At 65.5% G+C, this 18,423-nt stretch carries 17 protein-coding genes and 1 pseudogene; 12 read left to right on the top strand and 6 right to left on the bottom strand.

The genetic code is table 11. The annotated features are described in order from the left end of the window. Window positions 1–13: 13 nt before the first annotated feature. Complete coding sequence (locus QX135_RS00300) at window positions 14–202, top strand: hypothetical protein (protein WP_315735157.1); 189 nt, start codon at window positions 14–16, stop codon at window positions 200–202. 64 nt (window positions 203–266) lie between these two features. Here QX135_RS00300 and rpsU read toward each other — a convergent pair whose 3' ends face one another. Next, window positions 267–590 (bottom strand): 30S ribosomal protein S21, encoded by a 324-nt coding sequence (gene rpsU, locus QX135_RS00295; RefSeq protein ID WP_315773200.1) that lies wholly within the window; start codon window positions 588–590, stop codon window positions 267–269. A 457-nt stretch (window positions 591–1,047) separates the two neighbouring features. On the opposite strand from rpsU, the gene QX135_RS00290 reads away from it, so the two are divergent. The 3 genes from QX135_RS00290 to QX135_RS00280 all read left to right on the top strand — a co-directional run bounded on the left by QX135_RS00290 (window position 1,048) and on the right by QX135_RS00280 (window position 2,026). Then, complete coding sequence (locus QX135_RS00290) at window positions 1,048–1,254, top strand: cold-shock protein (protein WP_315735153.1); 207 nt, start codon at window positions 1,048–1,050, stop codon at window positions 1,252–1,254. A 127-nt stretch (window positions 1,255–1,381) separates the two neighbouring features. Continuing rightward, complete coding sequence (locus QX135_RS00285; protein WP_315775676.1) at window positions 1,382–1,618, top strand: transcriptional regulator; 237 nt, start codon at window positions 1,382–1,384, stop codon at window positions 1,616–1,618. A 159-nt stretch (window positions 1,619–1,777) separates the two neighbouring features. After that, window positions 1,778–2,026 carry a hypothetical protein gene (locus QX135_RS00280; protein ID WP_315775675.1) on the top strand — a complete coding sequence of 83 codons (249 nt, stop codon included), beginning with the start codon at window positions 1,778–1,780 and terminating at the stop codon, window positions 2,024–2,026. Window positions 2,027–2,086: 60 nt separating this feature from the next. Here QX135_RS00280 and QX135_RS00275 read toward each other — a convergent pair whose 3' ends face one another. Both QX135_RS00275 and rpmB read right to left on the bottom strand, forming a co-directional pair. Next, window positions 2,087–3,349 (bottom strand): DUF2235 domain-containing protein, encoded by a 1,263-nt coding sequence (locus QX135_RS00275; protein WP_316161157.1) that lies wholly within the window; start codon window positions 3,347–3,349, stop codon window positions 2,087–2,089. Between the two features lie 341 nt (window positions 3,350–3,690). Further along, the gene (rpmB, locus tag QX135_RS00270; RefSeq protein WP_315735146.1) at window positions 3,691–3,999 is read right to left on the bottom strand and encodes a 50S ribosomal protein L28; all 309 of its coding nucleotides are present in this window, start codon (window positions 3,997–3,999) and stop codon (window positions 3,691–3,693) included. Window positions 4,000–4,638: 639 nt separating this feature from the next. Here rpmB and QX135_RS00265 point away from each other — a divergent pair. The 5 genes and pseudogenes from QX135_RS00265 (at window position 4,639) to QX135_RS00245 (ending at window position 11,566) form a co-directional block, all read left to right on the top strand. Then, window positions 4,639–5,418, top strand: a complete 780-nt coding sequence (locus tag QX135_RS00265; protein ID WP_315756949.1) for a DUF3108 domain-containing protein — start codon at window positions 4,639–4,641, stop codon at window positions 5,416–5,418. A gap of 448 nt (window positions 5,419–5,866) precedes the next feature. Beyond that, a complete protein-coding gene (locus tag QX135_RS00260; RefSeq protein ID WP_316177586.1) occupies window positions 5,867–9,424 on the top strand; it encodes a helicase-related protein in 3,558 nt (1,185 codons plus the stop codon). A 61-nt stretch (window positions 9,425–9,485) separates the two neighbouring features. Continuing rightward, window positions 9,486–9,752: pseudogene (locus QX135_RS00255) on the top strand (RNA-binding S4 domain-containing protein); the annotation flags it as partial. A gap of 142 nt (window positions 9,753–9,894) precedes the next feature. Beyond that, the gene (gene fdxA / locus QX135_RS00250) at window positions 9,895–10,233 is read left to right on the top strand and encodes a ferredoxin FdxA (RefSeq protein ID WP_315715248.1); all 339 of its coding nucleotides are present in this window, start codon (window positions 9,895–9,897) and stop codon (window positions 10,231–10,233) included. Between the two features lie 502 nt (window positions 10,234–10,735). Then, window positions 10,736–11,566, top strand: a complete 831-nt coding sequence (locus QX135_RS00245) for a CarD family transcriptional regulator (protein WP_315715249.1) — start codon at window positions 10,736–10,738, stop codon at window positions 11,564–11,566. Between the two features lie 402 nt (window positions 11,567–11,968). Here the strand turns inward: QX135_RS00245 and QX135_RS00240 are convergent, their stop codons facing one another. Together QX135_RS00240 and QX135_RS00235 are read right to left on the bottom strand one after the other, a co-directional pair. Then, window positions 11,969–13,435, bottom strand: a complete 1,467-nt coding sequence (locus tag QX135_RS00240) for a M48 family metalloprotease (protein ID WP_315735734.1) — start codon at window positions 13,433–13,435, stop codon at window positions 11,969–11,971. A gap of 48 nt (window positions 13,436–13,483) precedes the next feature. Next, the gene (locus QX135_RS00235; protein ID WP_410052015.1) at window positions 13,484–14,260 is read right to left on the bottom strand and encodes a thermonuclease family protein; all 777 of its coding nucleotides are present in this window, start codon (window positions 14,258–14,260) and stop codon (window positions 13,484–13,486) included. 223 nt (window positions 14,261–14,483) lie between these two features. Here QX135_RS00235 and QX135_RS00230 point away from each other — a divergent pair, with 223 nt between their 5' ends. The 3 genes from QX135_RS00230 to QX135_RS00220 all read left to right on the top strand — a co-directional run bounded on the left by QX135_RS00230 (window position 14,484) and on the right by QX135_RS00220 (window position 17,569). Further along, window positions 14,484–15,668 (top strand): ABC transporter substrate-binding protein, encoded by a 1,185-nt coding sequence (locus QX135_RS00230; protein WP_316177875.1) that lies wholly within the window; start codon window positions 14,484–14,486, stop codon window positions 15,666–15,668. A gap of 201 nt (window positions 15,669–15,869) precedes the next feature. After that, window positions 15,870–16,664, top strand: a complete 795-nt coding sequence (locus QX135_RS00225; RefSeq protein WP_316177584.1) for an enoyl-CoA hydratase — start codon at window positions 15,870–15,872, stop codon at window positions 16,662–16,664. A 131-nt stretch (window positions 16,665–16,795) separates the two neighbouring features. Further along, window positions 16,796–17,569, top strand: coding sequence for a VOC family protein (locus QX135_RS00220; protein WP_316177582.1), 774 nt, complete (start codon window positions 16,796–16,798; stop codon window positions 17,567–17,569). Between the two features lie 47 nt (window positions 17,570–17,616). Here the strand turns inward: QX135_RS00220 and QX135_RS00215 are convergent, their stop codons facing one another. Next, window positions 17,617–18,423 carry an enoyl-CoA hydratase/isomerase family protein gene (locus QX135_RS00215; RefSeq protein ID WP_315735138.1) on the bottom strand — a complete coding sequence of 269 codons (807 nt, stop codon included), beginning with the start codon at window positions 18,421–18,423 and terminating at the stop codon, window positions 17,617–17,619.

The raw sequence follows: 18,423 nt of genomic DNA, 5'->3' as shown, positions 1-18,423 counted from the left end.
GAGGACTGTCATCATGTCGGAGCGCAAGCCAACGGCCGCCGTGCGCGAGGCTCACAAGGCCTTCAAGCCGGCCGAGCCGCCGAGGAGCGACTATGAAAAGGCTCAGACCGCGTTCGATCAGAACCGCGAGCGACTGAAGGCCGAGCGCCTGGCGCGCGAAGCGGCCGACAACGCCGGTAAACAACCGAAAAAGCTGGCGTGAACGCCAGCCTCTTTCCGTCGGGTCCGTCGGGTCCGTCGTTTTCGGCGGACATGCCGTCGTTCGCTCAGCTGCGCGGCGTTGCAGAGGTGAGTGAATCCCGCGGCCGATCACGATCGGGGCGCGTCGAGGTCGTGGAGGGCAGCACGCCCGGCCGCGACGCAGGTACCTTCTTGACCGGCGCAGGCAGCAGGCCTTCGCGGATGGCCAGCTTGCGCGCGACTTTGCGTTGGCGCCTGATCGCATCGGATTTCTCGCGCGTCTTGCGTTCCGATGGCTTCTCATAGGATCTGCGGCGCTTCATCTCGCGGAATACGCCTTCGCGCTGCATCTTCCGCTTCAGGATGCGCAACGCCTTCTCGACGTCGTTGTCACGAACAAGAACCTGCAAAAGTGTCCTCCTTGTCTTCATCTCTATCGATGAAATTAGGTTGGCGAAGCCGATCGGCGCGGCGGCGGGGGAGCGGCGCGCTCAGCAGAGCGGCGTCAATGAAACGTGTTGCTCACAATGTGATGAGCCACGATACGTGCAAGACACGTTGATCCCCTTCGTCGGAAGGCGGGAGCACGAGTGTCTCTCAGCCATCGATGGCCAGGCCGTTACCGATGGTCCTGTGAAGATAAGGGCAATTTGCTGATATTGCCAGCGCGAGCCGACTCACGGTCCCAGCCCTCGGCAAACTATATTTGCCGCGCGGCCTTGTAATCCCCCAGAAAATCTCTACTTTGAGGTAGTTCGATTAGCCGCTGTGCCTTTCTGAATGTGCCCGTGGGCTATTTCCAAAAGTCATTGCTCAGTTGAATGAGGATCGCGTGATGGTCGCGCGATTAATGATTTGGAGATAGACATGCAGGGTACCGTCAAGTGGTTCAACGGCCAGAAGGGCTTTGGTTTCATTCAGCCGGAGGATGGCGGGAACGACGTGTTCGTTCACATCAGCGCGGTTGAACGCGCTGGTCTCGCTGGCTTGGCTGAAGGCCAGAAAGTCAGTTTTGAGGTCAAGACGGACAAGATGCGCGGTAAAACCAGCGCAGAAAATCTCGCGCTGGTCTGATCGTACTGATCTGACGTCTTGGGCCATTTCACGGATGTACTGAAATGGCTGGTTTGCCCGCTCGATCCTGTATTGAGCGGGCTTTCTGCGTCTCGACGGTAACCCGCATCTCCGGAAGGATCAGTCGATGGCCACCAAGAAGATGTCAGAACGCTCCCCCGAAAGCATTGCGCGGTCAGAGCGCCAGCGCGTCGCCGCCGAGGACGGGGCGAAGGCGCGCGCCGAATGGGATCAGCGCGCGACGGCGGTCCGCAAGAACATGGAGCGGCTGCGCGTGTTGCGGCTCGCCAAGGAAGCGGAAGCTGCGCAAGCGGGTCCTGTTGCTGCGCCTGCGCCGAAGCGGCGGAAGAAGGTCGCTCGCTAGGGCTGCTTCATCTCGCCTTCCGACGTCGGCTGCGCCGGTGGAACTAGCGGAACTTCAGATCCGTTGCTGGTGCTCGAACAGACGGGCGATCCATGCCTGATCATTACGCCTCAACCGCGTCCCGCGTACAGATCCGACCTTCGTACCGAGGAGGCTGACGTGGCCAAGTTGACAGCTACAGACGTTCGCATTGCAAAGGACGAGACGCAGCGTGGAGGCCAGACGATCGCATTTGCGCTTGCAATCGGCGCTACGCGGCAGGTCTGTCATCTCGAGACCTGCTTCGGCACACGCAATCAGGCGTTCGCTTATCTGCAGCGAAACCGCACGGCGTTCGAGCAGATGGCGCGCGAGCAGTTCGCCCGTGGCGAGGTGACCGACGGCGTCATCCATCTGCGCATGATCTGAGGCGATCCGCCACGCGCGAGCCTCCGAAGACGCTGCTCGACCCGCAACGCGCTGTTGCTGCTACTCCGCCTTCTGTTTGACCGGAAGCGGTACGCGCTCATAGGACGCGGGCAGATTGACGGGCCGGTAGTCCTGCGATTCCGCGATCCGCATCAGCACGCTCTCGTGGATGAACGCGCCCTCGGGAATGAAGCGCGGCTCGCAATTCGGAATGTAGAATCCGAAACGCGCCTTGCGCTCCGGCCACTCCTTGTACGTCGCGCTCTTCGGCAGCCATTCGAGCAGCCGCCAGGCCGGCCTCATCGAATCGTGCAGGGGGCCCTGGATGCTCGGCGCCACATAGGAGAACGGGCTGTTCTTGCGCTGCACGCCCCAGGCGAGCTGGTTCACCGTGCGCGGATTGACCGCCAGCCCCGCCTCGACCGCCTCGTCGATCATCCACAGCAGCGGATACTTCGAGACCGCCGACTGCGCCTCGGGATAACCGCCGCCGACGTCGCAATGTACGCCGGCGAACCACACCTGCTTGGCGTCCTGCGGTCCCGCATGCGCCTTGTTGAAGCGGTTCGGCGTGAAGGTCTGCGGCATGTTCCACGGCTTCAGCCGGAACATGCAGCGCCGTTCGTCGATCGCAGCGGCCTGCCGGAAAATCTTCACGCTCGGGTTCTCGATCGAGAAGGCGAGCTCCTCGAGGCTGGGGAGGGCGAGGAACCGGTCGGTGCGCGGCACGATGACGCTGGCCACCGTGTCCCACACGCCGACGAAATGGATCGTTGGCCAGCGTGTCGAGGTGATGCGCGCGAATTGCGCGGCCTGGTCGTCGCGGCTCTCGGGAATCGGCCCGTCGTCCTCGGTGCTCTCGACCTCGGTGGTGATGCCGCGTCCGGCCTTCGGATTGTCGGAGGAGTACTTCTTGTAGGCGATCACGCCCGAGCCGGCGAGATTGATCTGATCGGGCGAGATCAGCCCGACCTTGTGGATCAGTCCGGCAAGCACGCGCACGGTGTAGGCGCCGCGTGAGAAGCCGAACAGGAAGATGCGGTCGCCTTGCTGGTAATGCGTGGCGAGGAAGCAGTAGGCCCTGATGATGTTGTCGTCGAGGCCGTACCCGGTGGCGAGCCCCAGCACCATGTTGAAATTGGCCCTGAAGCGATGCCAGCTGTCCGGCTGTGTCAGGGTGCCGACGCCGGGATCGTAGAACACGGCCTGGAGTGGCGTCGTCTTGTCGGTCTTGCGCAGACAGCGATAGAGCTTGAGCACGTTCGAGATGTTTTCGCTGATCTCGTTGCCGGTGCCGTCGCAGCAGATGACAATATTCTTCATGACAAAGGAATGTCCGCGATAATGCTACCGCAACGAGTGTAGAGCATCGGGCTGGTGTTGGGGAGGTCGGTTCCTATGGCACTTCGTCTGGGTCGCTGTTGCGCGCCGCGCGACGGACATAGCGAAGTGATCGAATGGCGCCGCCGTACGAACGGATGGTCACTCGACGTGTCCGGTCGCCCCGCGCCGGCTGCCGTGTCCAGAGTTGTCGGCTGGTCACGGCATCCGCAAGCAAAACGGCCGGATCTCTCGATCCGGCCGTTTCGACATCTCGCTTCGCTCGAAGCCCCGCCTGTGACGCGTCCGGCTTCTGCATCAATCGTGGATTTCGGCTTGCTCTCTCAGCTCGCCTTGGCGACCGGGGCAGCGTCCGCCGCTTTCTTCTCGATGGCGCGCTTCAGCTCCAGCGCGCGCGGCGACAGCGCCGCAGCGTTGGCCTTGAGCAGATAGGCGTCGAGGCCGCCATTGTGGTCGACGCTCTTGAGCGCGTTGGTCGAGACGCGCAGGCGCACGTTGCGGCCGAGTACATCCGAGATGAAGGTCACATTGCACAGGTTCGGCAGGAAGCGCCGCTTGGTCTTGATATTGGAGTGGCTGACCTTGTGGCCAACCTGGGGGCCCTTGGCCGTCAGTTCACAGCGCCGCGACATGGCAGTAAATCCTCTCTCATCCCCGCACCCTTCGTCCGCCTGTGTCGGCGGGCCGCGGGGGTCCAAAACTCGTCCAGCTCGTCTCTGGGAGATGCGGTCCTATAGGGGGGATGCGGCTTTTCGTCAAGGTTTTGAGGGATGGGGCCGGTGGCACCTTGCCACGCGCCGAATCGCAGGGCTGCCTCGCTTCACGGCGGCGGTATTTGCGTCCGCGGCACGGCGTCCGGCCATAGGCGTCCGCATGGCCGTTTTTCGCCGAAAGACGTCGTACAATCAAAATCTTAGCCGATCGCAGGAGACCACATAAAGGGCGTATTCGGGCGTGATGAGTGGACGTTCGCGCGATGGCGCGTCAAACCGGCCCCTCGAGCCCGGCGGACTGCAGGGGCTCATGGGGAGTTGGGCCGCCCGATGCGGCTTCGCCGGAAGCGGAGCCGGACGTAAAGCGCTGGACAATCGGCCAGGATGTGACCGGTTCGCGTTGTTCAGGAGCGTTTTTGGCGTAAGTAACAGCAGTGGCGCGGCACAGGGGCCGGGGCCCGACAAGCGGATCGGCAGGACCATTTCGACGTGACCAACAGCACGGCCTTCTTCCGTTTCCGGCGCCTGGCGGTGGCCGGCTCCATCGCGGCGCTCCTGCTGCTGGCCCCCCACGGCGCCCGAGCACAGGCCCGGCTGGACGCCCAATATGAGGCTTCGCTGGCTGGCATCCCCGTCGGCAAGGGCACCTGGGCGGTCGAAATCGGGGATGATCAGTATGGCGCCGCAGCTCAGGGCGGCACCGCGGGCCTGCTCAAGAGCTTCTCCCAAGGATCGGGCACCGGGTCGGTGCAGGGACGCGTCGTCAACGGCGCCCTGGTCGGGCAGAGCTACCAGGCCTCGACCACCACGGGAAAGAAGTCCGAGCAGATCCGCATCAATCTGCAGAACGGCACCGTGAAGGATTTCGCCATCGAGCCGACGCCGCCGGTCGATCCCGACCGCATTCCGGTAACGGATGCCCACAAGCGCGGCGTGCTCGATCCGATGACGGCCTCGCTGGTGCGGGTGCCGGGCAATGGCGAGCTGCTGTCGCCGGACTCGTGCCGCGGCGCTGCGCCCGTGTTCGACGGCCGCATGCGCTACGAGCTCAAGCTCGACTACAAGCGCATGGAGAACGTCAAGGCGGACAAAGGCTATCGCGGCCCGGCGCTGGTCTGCGCGGTCTACTTCACGCCGGTTGCGGGTTACATCCCGGACCGGCCGGTGATCAAATATCTCGCCCAGGCCCGCAACATGGAGATCTTCTTCGTGCCGCTCGCGGGCACGCGCATCCTGGTGCCGTTCCGGGTCGTGATTCCGACCTCTTTCGGCAAGGCGATGCTCGAGGCGACCTCCTTCATCACCCAGGCTTCGCCGCACGTCGCGAAAACGCAGTAGCGCGCGGCGGAATCCTCGTTGTCCGGCCGGCGCCGTCATTGCGAGGCCGTCCGGAAAGCCAGCATGTGTGATCCGGCGCGCGGCCTGAACGACGGCTCGCGTGAATCCGTTTGACTCTTCGCCGATTCTGATTCGACTCGGGCCTGCTCGAAACAGCGCCAGTTCCCTCGCGAAAGCGTTGCTTGTCGAGACCGTGAAAACTTGATCTAGTGCTGCCTTGATCGCGCGGCGCGAGATGTTGCGGTGAACGAAGCCGGAAAGGCGCTGGAGTCAGCGATTCGGGCGTGATTCGTTCTCAAGGCGTTCCGAAGCTTAAGCTGCGTCCCTATATGCGTAGCAATGTGACACAGGTGTGAGGATCGCAGCCTCTCAGAACGACGATAAATCCAGCATCCATCGCGCCTGACCCGCGCGCCTGCAACGCCGGCCTCGAGACCCAATTTAACGAATGGCTTTTTCGTCTTCTTCGGCAGCCTCGCCTTTCGAGCGCGCGTCCGACCGTGCTCCCGGAAGCGGCGTTACCGCCGTTCTCGGCCCCACCAACACCGGCAAGACGCATCTGGCGATCGAGCGCATGCTCGCGCATTCCTCCGGCATCATCGGACTGCCGCTGCGGCTGCTCGCGCGTGAGGTCTACAACAAGATCGCCGATCGCGTCGGCAGCGAGGCCGTTGCGCTGATCACCGGCGAGGAGAAGATCAAGCCGAAGAACCCGCGCTACTGGGTGTCGACCGTCGAGGCGATGCCCAGGGATCTCGACGTGTCGTTCCTCGCCGTCGACGAGATCCAGATCGCCGCCGATCTCGAGCGCGGCCACGTCTTCACCGACCGCATCCTCAACCGGCGGGGCCGCGACGAGACGCTGCTGCTCGGGGCTGCGACGATGCGCCCCATCATCGAGCGGCTGCTGCCGGGCGTATCGACCGTGACGCGGCCGCGGCTGTCGCAGCTCGAATTCGCCGGCGACCGCAAGATCACGCGACAGCCGCGCCGGACTGCCATCGTGGCCTTCTCGGCCGACGAGGTCTACGCCATCGCCGAGCTGATCCGCCGCCAGCATGGCGGCGCCGCTGTGGTCCTGGGATCGCTGTCGCCGCGAACCCGCAACGCGCAGGTGGCGATGTTCCAGAACGGCGACGTCGACTATCTCGTCGCCACCGACGCGATCGGCATGGGGCTCAACCTCGACGTCGACCACGTCGCCTTTGCGTCCGACCGCAAATATGACGGCTATCAGTTCCGCCGGCTCACGCCGTCGGAGTTTGCCCAGATCGCGGGCCGTGCCGGACGGGCGACGCGCAACGGCACGTTCGGCACCACCGGGCGTTGTGCGCCGTTCGAGCCCGAGCTGGTCAATGCGCTCCAGAACCACACCTTCGATACCGTGAAGGTGCTGCAATGGCGGAACTCCAGGCTTGATTTCGCGTCCTTGAGCGCGCTTCAGGTCTCATTGGCGATCGCGCCGGGGCATGAGGCGCTGACGCGCGCGCCGATCGCGGAGGATCTGCGCGTGCTCGATCATGCCGCGCGCGACGCCGAGGTGCGCGACATGGCGCATGGCGCGTCCGCGGTCGAGCGTCTCTGGGAGACCTGCCAGATCCCCGATTATCGCAGGCTGTCGCCGGCCGCCCATGCGGAGCTGGTGACCACCGTGTTCGGCTTCCTGATGCAGAAGGGGCGTATTCCGGACGCCTGGTACGCCGCACAGGTCGATCAGGCCGACCGCGTCGATGGCGACATCGACACGCTGTCGGGGCGGATTGCACAGATTCGTACCTGGACCTTCGTGGCCAACCGGCCAGACTGGCTGCGCGACCCTGATTATTGGCAGGGGATTACCCGCGAGCTCGAAAATAAATTGTCAGACGCCCTTCATGAACGGCTCACGGAGCGTTTCGTTGATCGTCGTACCAGTGTATTGATGCGGCGCCTGCGGGAGAACAGTGTTTTGAATACGGAAATCGGCAAGACCGGCGAAGTGATCGTTGAAGGGCACGCGATCGGCCGTCTGGATGGATTCACCTTCGCGCCCGACGCCGCCGAAGCCGGCTCGGAGGCCAAGGCCTTGCAGGCTGCTGCCCAGAAGGCGCTGGCCGGCGAGATCGAGGCGCGCGCCGAGAAGCTGTCCAGCGCGCCCGACGAGCACATCGTGCTCACCGCCGACGGCACGGTGCGCTGGACCGGCGACGCGGTCGCCAAGCTGGTCGCGGCCGACGACGCGCTGCATCCGCGCCTGCGCATCATCGCCGACGAGCGGCTGACGGGTGCTGCGCGCGACAAGGTGCAGGCGCGGCTCGATCTGTGGCTGAAGACGCATATCGAGAAGCTGCTCGGCCCGCTGTTCGAATTGTCCAAGGCCGAGGACATCACCGGCATCGGCCGCGGCATCGCGTTCCAACTGGTGGAGGCGCTCGGCGTCATCGAGCGCGCCAAGATCGCGGCCGAGATGAAGGATCTCGACCAGCCGTCGCGCGCCACGCTGCGCAAATATGGCGTGCGCTTCGGCGCCTATCACATCTACGTCCCGGCGCTGCTCAAGCCGGCGGCGCGCGCGCTCGCTGCGCTGCTGTGGGCCGAGAAGCAGGGCAATGTCGACATGTCCGCGCTGACCGGCGCGCAGCATCTGGCGAGCTCGGGCCGGACCTCGTTCCCGGTCGACAAGGCGCTGCCGCGCGATGCCTATCGCGTGCTCGGCTACAAGCAGGCGGGCGAGCGCGCGGTGCGCGTCGACATCCTGGAGCGGCTGGCCGACCTGATTCGTCCCGCCCTGGCCTGGCGCGACAATGCACCGGGCGAAAAGCCCGCCGGCGCCTTCGACGGCCGCGGCTTCGTAGTGACGCAGGCGATGACCTCGCTCACCGGTTCGGCCGGCGAGGACTTCGCCTCGATCCTGCGCGCGCTTGGCTATCGCATGGAGAAGCGTCCGCCCCTGCCGCCCAAGCCGGCTGAGAAGCCCGTCGAGGCTGCTGCTGCCGAGGCCGCTGCTGTGGAGACCGCCCCGGCTGAGCCGGCAGAAGCGCAGGCCGTGCCGGGCGAGGACCTCGCGCTTGTCGCCGGCGAGCCGGCCGACGAGCAGGTTCCTACCGTCGCGGAGGCCGCCGTCGCTCCGGTGACCGAGCAGACCGTCGCCGTGCCCGCGGCGGTCGGCGAGGAGCAGGCGGAAACCGCGTCGGTGTCGGCCCTGGCATCGCTGCCGACCGTCGATTTCGTCACGCCGGATGCGGCGGACGAGGCGTCCGTGGCCGAGACGGCTGCCGAAAGCGTCGTCGCCGAGGCGGAAACCGCCGTTGCCGCGGATGCGCCGCAGCCAGAAGCCGCTGAGGCCGTCGCGCACGAGGCAGCAAGCATCGGCGATGCTTCGGCTGAAGCTGCCGGGACTGAAGCTGCTGCTGGATCTACCGCCACCGCGGCTTCTCCCGCCGAGGCCGCGGCTGCCGCCGAGCCCGTCCTGGTCGAGGTCTGGCGGCCGGGCGGGCGCTCGGAGGAGCGCAGGCCGCGCCACGACCATCATCATCGCGGCCGGCCCAACCGTCCGCAGCACGAGCGCGGGCAGGGTGCCGGCGGCGGGCAGGCGCCTGCCGGGACGGCTCCGGCCGAGGGCGGCGAGGCGCGCGAGCGCCATCACCGCGGCCAGGGCCGACGCGACCGGATGAAGGAGTTCGGCAAGGACTTCCGCAAGGGCCCGCCGGAGGCTGGTGCGGCTTCAGCCGAGGGCGCATCGGCGCCGGCGCGCGAGGAGCGCGGGCCGCGCCGCGACCATGACGCCAAGGGGCGCGACCAGAACCGCGATCGCAACAAGGGCGGCAAGTTCGGTGGTGAGGGACGCGGCGGCCGTGACTTCGGCAAGGGCGGTCGCGACAAGCGCGACAGCGGTCCGGCGCTGCGGCCCTACGCCTCGAGTGGCGGCGGAGGCCGGGATCGCGACCGTCCGGTCGATCCCAACTCGCCGTTCGCCAAGCTTGCCGCGCTCAAGGAGCAGCTCGCGGCGAACAACCGCAAGGATTGAGCGGCAAGATCGGTTGGCAAGATAGGTTGGAAGGACAACGCCGACGTCCGGCACCCCGTCAGAGCGCCAGCGCCTCGACAAATGGCTGTGGCATGCGCGGCTGGTGAAGGCGCGCACCAGCGCCGCGGCACTGGTGTCGTCGGGCCATGTCCGGATCAATGGCGTGCGCGAGACGTCGCCCGGCCACGGGGTGAAGACCGGTGACGTGCTGACCATCGCGCTCGACCGCAGCGTGCGCGTGCTCAAGGTGACCGGCTTTGCCGAGCGCCGCGGCGATGCTGCCTCCGTGCGCGGACTGTACGATGATCTGGATGGCGGACGATCCTGATCGATTGCGCCAGATCGGTTGCGCCAGATCGGTTGCGCCAGAGCAATTTCCGGTTCAGTTCTTCGCCCCGCTTCACTTGCGGCACAACACGTCCTGCGCTAGTCCAAGCCAGCCGAATTGTCGATCCGTTCCGGAGCCTTGGATGACTTACGTCGTCACCGAAAACTGTATCAAGTGCAAATACACCGATTGCGTTGAGGTCTGCCCGGTAGACTGCTTCTACGAGGGTGACAACATGCTGGTCATTCATCCGGACGAATGCATCGATTGCGGCGTGTGCGAGCCGGAATGTCCGGCCGACGCGATCAAGCCGGATACCGAGCCGGGGCTGGAGAAGTGGCTGGGCGTGAACGCCGAATATGCCAAGTCCTGGCCCAACATCACCCAGAAGAAGGACCCGCCGGCCGACGCCAAGGAGCACGACGGCGAGGATGGAAAGTTCCAGAAATATTTTTCGTCGAAGCCCGGCGCCGGAGACTGACGGTCGTCTCGCGACCTGCGCGTTCACCAGCGCGCCCCGGCCTGCGGGGCGCCGTCGCGCCGATCGAAATCGTTACGCGGAAACAATGGCCTAGAACACCTCTTGCGGCGAGCGGGACGCGCTGCATGAGTTGTTCTATTCCGGCACGCTTCACTTAACCCTAACTTCGTGGATCCGTCACAATACCGCCCCTGCGGCCTCTAAATCATTGATTTTTGCGGCAAATGTGCTATATATAGCACATTCTCAGAGCCGAACCCGGCCATGCGTAACCTTTTTTGGCCGCCCTTTTAGGTTCCCGCAACATCAAACAGGGGCGTGGCAGTTCCGCGCGCAGGCTGTGTCACAGAAAACGCGTAAAAAGAGTGCTTCCAAGAGTACAAAAAAAGCCGCCGCGGCCAGCCGCAGCGTTTCCAAGGGCCGTGCCCGGGCTCCTGTAAAGGAGATTCGGGCTGCCGCGAAGGCCTCGGCTGCCAAGTCCACTAAGAACAAAAGAAGCGCAATGCCTGAAAAGACTGCCAAGACTGCCGCGAAAGCATCCGCCGCGAAGACCACTCTTGCAAAGGACTCTGTTGCCAAGGCTGCGCCTGCCAAGGCCGCCGCTGCGCCCAAGGCTGCCACCAAGACCGCCGTTCCCGCAGCTGCTGCCCCTGTTGCCAAGCCCGCTGTCGCCGCCAAGCCGGCTGCTCCCGCCGCGGCCGCGCCGCGCGTCGAGGAAAAGAAGCTGCCGACCCAGCGCCAGGGCTTCAAGACCAACGAATTCGTCGTCTATCCGGCTCACGGCGTCGGCCAGATCCTGGCCATCGAGGAGCAGGAGATCGCGGGCGCCAAGCTCGAGCTGTTCGTCATCAACTTCATCAAGGACAAGATGACGCTGCGCGTGCCGACCGCCAAGGTCGCCAATGTCGGCATGCGCAAGCTGTCCGACCCGGCGCTGGTGAAGAAGGCGCTCGAGACGCTGAAGGGCCGCGCCCGCGTCAAGCGCACCATGTGGTCTCGCCGCGCCCAGGAATACGAAGCGAAGATCAATTCGGGCGACATCGTCGCGATCGCGGAGGTCGTGCGCGATCTCTACCGTTCGGAGTCGCAGCCCGAGCAGTCCTACAGCGAGCGCCAGCTCTATGAAGCGGCGCTCGACCGTCTGTCGCGCGAGATCGCCGTCGTGCAGCACTCGACCGAGACCGAGGCCGTCAAGGAGATCGAGACGCAGCTCGCCAAGAGCCCGCGCCGCGGTGCCAAGACCGAAGCCGATGCGGTCGCCGAAGGTGATGCCGACGCCGAGGGCGATGATATCGACGGCGACGACACCGCCGTGGCCGACGAGGCCGCCTGATCGACCGTTAGCGCGTTTTCCAATTAGTTGCTTACGAAAGCCCGGCCGAAAGGTCGGGCTTTTTGTTTGGGATGCACGTCGACGGCACCGCTTCATGGCCATGGTGTAGACGTGCTCGCCGTTCGCGAGTTGGCGATGGACTGCGTGCGAAGGTGGGGCGCTGGTCGCACTTGCTCCGCTGTCGTCCCGGCGAACGCCGGGACCCATAATCCCGGGCGCCTGCAAGGACGCGCGCTGGAGCTCCAGCGCTCAAGCCATTTACACTTGTGGTTATGGATCCCGGGTCGGCGCCCGGCAACGCTGTCGCGTTGCCGGTCTTGCCCGGGACGACAGTTGTGGTGTGGCCGTCCTGGCATGGCATCAACCCCGCCGGGGCAAGCGGGGAATCCGTCCCTCAGCCCGTCACTCCACCACGATCTTGACGCGGTCGCGGACCTTGACCTGGGCGCGGGCGTCGAGGCCGTTGAGAACGCGGAAGCGCTCGACCGGACGGTCGACGCCGGTCATGCGGTGCGCGAGCGACTCGACCGTGTCGCCCGGCTGCACGGTGATCACCTTGATACGCAGCGGCCGCGCCGACTGGATCTCCTCCAGGCTGAGCCGGCGGAAAGAGTTCACCGTCTCCCGCGCATTGCGCTCGCTCTCGGTGGTCTTCTGGCGCGAGGCGAAGATGAAGCGGTAGACGTCGCTGCCGACGCGCAGCGCGTAGACCTTGAACTGCCAGGGATCGCCGCTCGCCGAGGTCGAGGCCGCCGGGAAGCCGTTGATCGTCAGCTCCTCGGTCGCCGACTTGTCGACGTTCTCCATCCAGCCGGAATTGAGATAGTCGCCGAGCGTCTGCTGGGCCGGCACGCGCACCACGTCGAAGCGCATCGCCTGGGCGCCGCCTTCGCGCACGCCGATCACCGCCTGCGCGGTGTTGTCGAGCGTGAAGTTCTCCGGCGCCTGGAAGGTGAAGCCGAGCTTCGGATGCAGGAAGCGTCGCCCACGCACGAAGCCCTCGCTCGGGTCCTCGCCGTAGACGATGTTGTCGACCGCAGCCAAGTAGGTCTCGCGGTCATGCTCCCTGGCCTCGGGGGAGACGTATTGCTTGGCGATGGCGGCAGCGTTCTGCACCCGCTCCGGCGTCGCCGGATGCGACGACAGGAAGTCCTGCGCGCGCGGGTCGATCGCCACCTTGCCGGCCTTCAGCTCGGCGTTGCGCTCCATCGAGCTCAGGAAGCGCGCCGCGCCGTAGGGATCGAACTTCGCCTTGGCGGAGATGCCGACGCCGATGCCGTCGGCCTCGAACTCCTGGGTGCGAGAGAAGCTCGCCATCGTCAGCTTGGTCTTGGCGAGCGCCAGCGCCGTCAGGTCCGGATCGTTGCCCATGTCGGAGACGACGCGGGTCACCACTGCGGCTTGCCGCGCCTGGTCCTCGCGAATCGCAGCATGGCGCGCCAGCACATGCGCCATCTCGTGGCTCAGCACCGACGACAATTCGGAGGTGTCGTTGGCGAGCGCGATCAGGCCGCGCGTCACGTAGAGCTGTCCGGTCGGCAGCGCGAAGGCGTTGACCGCACCGGAGTTCAGGATCGTGACCTTGTAGCCCTGGTCCGGACGATCGGACACCGCCACCAGCCGGTCGACGATCTTGCCGATCAGGCCCTCGAGCTGGGGATCCTCATAGGCGCCGCCATAAGTTGCAAGAATACGCTCGTGCTCGCGATCGCTCGCCGGCGTCGTCTGCACCATCGCCGGCTTCGGCCGCGGCGTCGGCATCGGCGCCGTCGCCTGCTGCAACTTGCCCATGTCGCTGCAACCGGACAACGCCAGTCCCAGGCACAGCAACGCCGGTGCGATCCACGAACCGCAGTTCATCACCGTCATGCGCTTTCGAACAGACAGGCTCACGTCGCTACTCACGTACCTCAGCGGTCAATTCCCGCTTAAAATCTCGATCTGGGCGATCTGCGTCAGTTCCAGTCTCGGACCCGCATGCGCTTCGATCCAACCGCGCACGCGAACCTGTCGATTCGCAAGTGATTTGACGTCGATGCCGGCACCTTCCAATACCGCCATCATACGCTTTGGAATAGTCACCGCGAAGCCCCGTGTCCAGCTACGAGCGAAGTTCAGATAAGTTGTTGTCCCCGTCTGTCGTACGGACAACACCTTCCCTTCGACAACCGTAAATTGCCCTAGGCGAGACAAAATATCGTCTGGACTTTCCGTGTTTTTTATGACGGTCCCAATCTTCCAGAGACCGCGTCCGGCGCTGCGTGCCTCGGCTTCCGCCGCACCCAGGCTGAGGGCGCAATCCCGGTCCGGCAGGTCGATCCCGCGCAGCACGGCGCCCTGCCGGAGCAGCTCGCTCTGCACCGGCTGGCCCGCACCGGCCACGAAGGCGAAGGCGCGCTGCCGGCCGTAGCGGTCCGGAGTGTCGTCCTCGCCGCGCAGCACGACGTCGCGGCCGCGCAGCAGGATGCCCAGCACATCGATCGCTGCCGCGCGCTGCTCCTCCGGCGGCACCTCGATGCCGGCGAGCCTGACCTCGCGACCGTCGTCGAGACGGACGCTGCGTGCATCGATGATCTCGCTGACGTGGCCTTCGCCGAGCTCGGCGAACATGCACGGCGAGGCGTGGCTCGCCGACATCATCGCGATGATCGCGACGCTCGCACCGAGCGCAATCGGCCTCCATCTGCTCTGCATTCTGCGCACTCTCGCCATGCTGCATCATCGCACGAAATTTCCATTCCACTGAGCGGAAAGCGGCGACCGGCGACGCCTTTGCTGAGCGTGCTGAGCGCTTGCCGCATGCGAAAGCGTGCGCCATGATGCGAACTATCAACGAGGCCGTCGCCATGTAGCGACGTGCCCGGCAGGGAGGATATCGATGAGCAGAACCATCCGCGGCGCGGCGGCGTCGCTGTTCATGCTGGCGTCGGCGCTGACGTTCTCTGCGGGCGTGGCGCATGCGCAGAGCAAGCCGCCGCTGAAGATCGGCGGCATTCTCGACATGTCGAGCCTCTACGCCGACATCACCGGTCCCGGCAGCGAGACCGCGGCGAAGATGGCGGTGGAGGATTTCGGCGGCGAGGTGCTGGGCCGCAAGATCGAGGTGATCGCGGCCGACCATCTCAACAAGGCTGATCTCGCCGCCAACATCGCGCGCGACATGCTCGACAACCAGGGCGTCGAGATGATCTGGGATGTCGCAGCCTCCGCCACCGCGCTGGCCGCCGGCGAGATCGCCAAGGCGCGCAACAAGATCATCATCTTCAACGGTCCCGGCTCTGTCAGGCTGTCCAACGAGGCCTGCGGCCCGTACACCGTGCACTACGTGTTCGACACCTTCGCGCAGGCCAATGTCACGGGATTGGCGGCGGTGAAGTCCGGCCTCGACAGCTGGTTCTTCCTGACCGCGGATTACGCCTTCGGCCAGGATCTGGAGAAGGACACCACCGCCGTGGTGGTGAAGTCGGGCGGCAAGGTGCTCGGCAGCGTGCGTCATCCGCTCAATACGTCGGACTTCTCCTCCTTCCTGCTCCAGGCCCAGGCCTCCAAGGCCAAGGTGATCGGGCTCGCCAATGCTGGCGGCGATACCATCAACGCGATCAAGCAGGCGGCGGAGTTCGGCCTCAGCAAAGGCGGCCAGAAGCTGTCGCCGCTGCTCGCCTTCGTCTCCGACATCGACAGCGTCGGGCTCGAGACGGCGCAGGGGCTTCTGGTCGCGGAAGCGTTCTATTGGGATCTCAACGACGACACCCGCGCCTTCACCAAACGCTTCTTGGAGCGCACCAGGCGCGTGCCGACCTCGGCCCAGGCCGGCGTCTATTCCTCCGTCACGCACTATCTGAAAGCCGTGAAGACGGCCGGGACGACCGATGCGGACGCCGTCATGAAGGTGATGCGGGCGACACCGATCAACGACATGTTCGCCAAGGGCGGCCGCATCCGCGAGGATGGACGCATGGTGCATGACATGTACCTGTTCGAGGTCAAGAAGCCGTCGGAATCGAAGGGGAAGTCCGACGACTACAAGCTGCTCGCGACCGTGTCGGGCGACGAGGCATTCCAGCCGATCGAGGCGTCGCGCTGCCCGCTTGTGAAGAAGTGACGGCCGGGGCCACGGCATTCCGGGGCGCGCCTGAGCAAGGCGCAAACTCTGCCACGACATCCGTCGTTCCGGGGCAACGCGCAGCGTTGAACCCGGAACCTCGATGTGAGTCCATCAGCTCGGGATTCCGGGTTCGACGCCGCCGTGTCGCCCCGGAATGACGGGAGACATAACACCGGGAATCAACAAGGAGCGCCGGCCATGACCACCAACACGACAGTTCTGCAGCATCTCGACTCCGGCCTGCTCACGATCACGATGAACCGTCCGGAGCGACGCAACGCGCTCAACAGCGACCTGACCAAGGGCCTGGTCGAGGCGGCGCATCGCGCGGCCAATGATCCCGAGGTGCGCGCGGTGCTGCTCAAGGGCGCCGGCGGCACCTTCTGCGTCGGCGGCGACGTCAAGGCGATGGCCGAGGCCAAGACCGCGCCCTCGTTCGAGACCAAGGTGACGACCTTGCGCGAGCGCATGGAGGTGTCGCGGCTGCTGCACCAGATGCAGAAGCCGGTCGTGGCGCAGATCGACGGCGCGGCCGCCGGCGCCGGCCTGTCGATCGCGCTGGCCTGCGATCTGCGGGTGGCCGGCGAGTCGGCCAAGATCACGACGGCCTTCGCCAAGGTCGGGCTGTCGGGCGATTTCGGCGGCACCTACTTCCTCACGCAACTGCTCGGCAGCGCTAAGGCGCGGGAGCTGTATCTGACCTCGCCGGTCCTGACGGCGCAGGAGGCGCTCGCACTGGGCATGGTCACCAAGGTCGTGCCCGACGCCGAGGTCGAAGCCGCCACGCGCGCGCTGGCGCTGTCGCTGGCGCAGGGGCCGAGCGTGACGCTCGGCTACATCAAGCGCAACATCAACAATGCCGAGACGATGACGCTGGAGGACTGTTTCGACGCCGAGGCGATGCATCACTCGCGCTGCAGCGACACAGAGGATCACAAGGAGGCGGCGAAAGCCTTCGTCGAGAAGCGCGCGCCGGTGTTTCAGGGTCGGTAGCTCCGCGTTCTCCGTCATTGCGAGCGACGCGATGCAATCCAGGGTTATGGCCTGAGCTCTGGATTGCGTCGCGTCGCTCGCAATGACGCCGCGGGCTTGTGTGAACAGGGGATTCCGCAAAGAGGGCTGCGATGGCTTACCTCCACCTCCGTCAGATCTGCCTGGTCGCGCCCCGGCTCGAGCCGGTGGTCTCGGACATCGCCGCGATCATGGGGCTGGAGGTCTGCTACCGCGATCCGCATGTCGCCAAATACGGACTGGAGAATGCGCTGCTGCCGGTCGGGCCGATCCTGCTCGAGGTGATTGCGCCGACCCGCGAGGACACCGCGGCGGGACGCTTCCTCGACAAGACCGGCGGCCGCGGCGGCTACATGGCGATCTTTTCCTGCGATGATCCCGATGGCCGCGCCGCCCGCGCCAACGAGATGGGTGTGCGGACCGCCAACGTGATCGATCATCCGCCCTATCACGGCGTGCAACTGCATCCGCGTGACTGCCGCGCCGCCTTCATCGAGCTCAATCACACCGAGGGCAGCGACGATGTGCTTGGCGCCTATCCGCCCGCCGGGTCGGATTGGACGCGCGCGATCCGCAGCGACGTGACGACGGCGATGACCGAGGTGGTGCTGCGGAGCCCCGAGCCAGCCTCGCTCGCCGCGCATTGGGGGCGCATTCTCGATGTCGTGCCGTCTGCCGGCAGCGATGGTGTTCAGCGGTTGAAATTGCCGAACGCCCGTATCCGTGTCGAACCCGGCGAGCGCGAACTCATGAGCGGCCTGACGTTCCGCGTCGCCGATGCTGCACGTGTGGCCGACGCAGCGCGCGCCCGTGGCTATGCGGTTTCAGGCGGTTGTTTCACGATTGGCGGCGTTGCCTTCGCGTTGCAGGGGGCGGTCGCCAGTTAGTTGCTCGTCATGGCCCGGCCATGACGACGTTGGAAGCTCGAGGCTCGTCACCGCCCCTTGAAGTTCGCGAAGCGCCGCTCCTCCGTTGCCTTGACGCCTTCCTTGAAATCCTCGGTCGCGCGCAGCCGGGTCTGTTCGGCGAGCTCGTGCTCGGTTGCTGCCATCACACGGTCGGCGAGGCTGGCGCGCATCGTCGCGCGGGTCGACAGCAGGCCGAGCGGCGAGCATTCGGCGATCTCGGCGGCGAGCTTCATCGCTGCTGTCCGCACCTGGTCCTGCGGCACGCATTCATTGGCGAGCCCCATCTTCAGCGCCTCTTCGCCGGTGACACGGCGGCTGGTGTAGAACATCAGCTCGGCGTTGTTCTTGCCGATCAGCTCGGGCAGCGTCACCGTCAGCCCGAAGCCGGGATGGAAGCCGAGCTTGGTGAAATTGGCGGAGAAGCGCGCTTCCGGACAGGTGACGCGGAAGTCGGCCGAGACGGCGAGGCCGAGCCCGCCACCGATTGCGGCGCCGTGCACGGCGGCGACCACCGGTTTCTTGCAGCGGAAGATCCGCACGGCCTGCATGTAGAGATGGTTGATCGCCCCGAGGCTGTCGGCCGGATCGCCTTTGGCGCCGGCCGCTTCCTGCGCCTGGCGCGCCGGATCGGTGAAGTTGGCGCCGGCGCAGAACGCCTTGCCCTGCGCCGCCAGCACCGAGGCGCGGATCTCGATGTCGCGGTCGAAGCCTTCGAGCGCGTCGGCGATCTGGTTGATCAGCGAAATGTCGAAGAAGTTGAGCGGCGGCCGGCGGATCTCGATCAGGCCGACATGGCCGTGGATCTCGACGCCGATGTCAGGAAAGTGGGTCAT

The sequence above is a fragment of the Bradyrhizobium sp. SZCCHNR1098 genome, assembly GCF_032489375.1.
Lineage (GTDB): Bacteria > Pseudomonadota > Alphaproteobacteria > Rhizobiales > Xanthobacteraceae > Bradyrhizobium.
This window is presented reverse-complemented; position numbering and strand designations above follow the sequence as displayed.

Excerpts from the sequence above, each read along its gene's own strand:
- QX135_RS00300 (WP_315735157.1), top strand. The coding sequence starts at position 14 with ATGTCGGAGCGCAAGCCAACGGCCGCCGTGCGCGAGGCTCACAAGGCC.
- QX135_RS00290 (WP_315735153.1), top strand. The coding sequence starts at position 1,048 with ATGCAGGGTACCGTCAAGTGGTTCAACGGCCAGAAGGGCTTTGGTTTC.
- QX135_RS00285 (WP_315775676.1), top strand. The coding sequence starts at position 1,382 with ATGGCCACCAAGAAGATGTCAGAACGCTCCCCCGAAAGCATTGCGCGG.
- QX135_RS00275 (WP_316161157.1), bottom strand. The coding sequence starts at position 3,349 with ATGAAGAATATTGTCATCTGCTGCGACGGCACCGGCAACGAGATCAGC.
- rpmB (WP_315735146.1), bottom strand. The coding sequence starts at position 3,999 with ATGTCGCGGCGCTGTGAACTGACGGCCAAGGGCCCCCAGGTTGGCCAC.
- QX135_RS00260 (WP_316177586.1), top strand. The coding sequence starts at position 5,867 with ATGGCTTTTTCGTCTTCTTCGGCAGCCTCGCCTTTCGAGCGCGCGTCC.
- fdxA (WP_315715248.1), top strand. The coding sequence starts at position 9,895 with ATGACTTACGTCGTCACCGAAAACTGTATCAAGTGCAAATACACCGAT.
- QX135_RS00245 (WP_315715249.1), top strand. The coding sequence starts at position 10,736 with ATGCCTGAAAAGACTGCCAAGACTGCCGCGAAAGCATCCGCCGCGAAG.
- QX135_RS00240 (WP_315735734.1), bottom strand. The coding sequence starts at position 13,435 with ATGACGGTGATGAACTGCGGTTCGTGGATCGCACCGGCGTTGCTGTGC.
- QX135_RS00235 (WP_410052015.1), bottom strand. The coding sequence starts at position 14,260 with ATGCAGAGCAGATGGAGGCCGATTGCGCTCGGTGCGAGCGTCGCGATC.
- QX135_RS00230 (WP_316177875.1), top strand. The coding sequence starts at position 14,484 with ATGCTGGCGTCGGCGCTGACGTTCTCTGCGGGCGTGGCGCATGCGCAG.
- QX135_RS00225 (WP_316177584.1), top strand. The coding sequence starts at position 15,870 with ATGACCACCAACACGACAGTTCTGCAGCATCTCGACTCCGGCCTGCTC.
- QX135_RS00220 (WP_316177582.1), top strand. The coding sequence starts at position 16,796 with ATGGCTTACCTCCACCTCCGTCAGATCTGCCTGGTCGCGCCCCGGCTC.
- QX135_RS00215 (WP_315735138.1), bottom strand. The coding sequence starts at position 18,423 with ATGACCCACTTTCCTGACATCGGCGTCGAGATCCACGGCCATGTCGGC.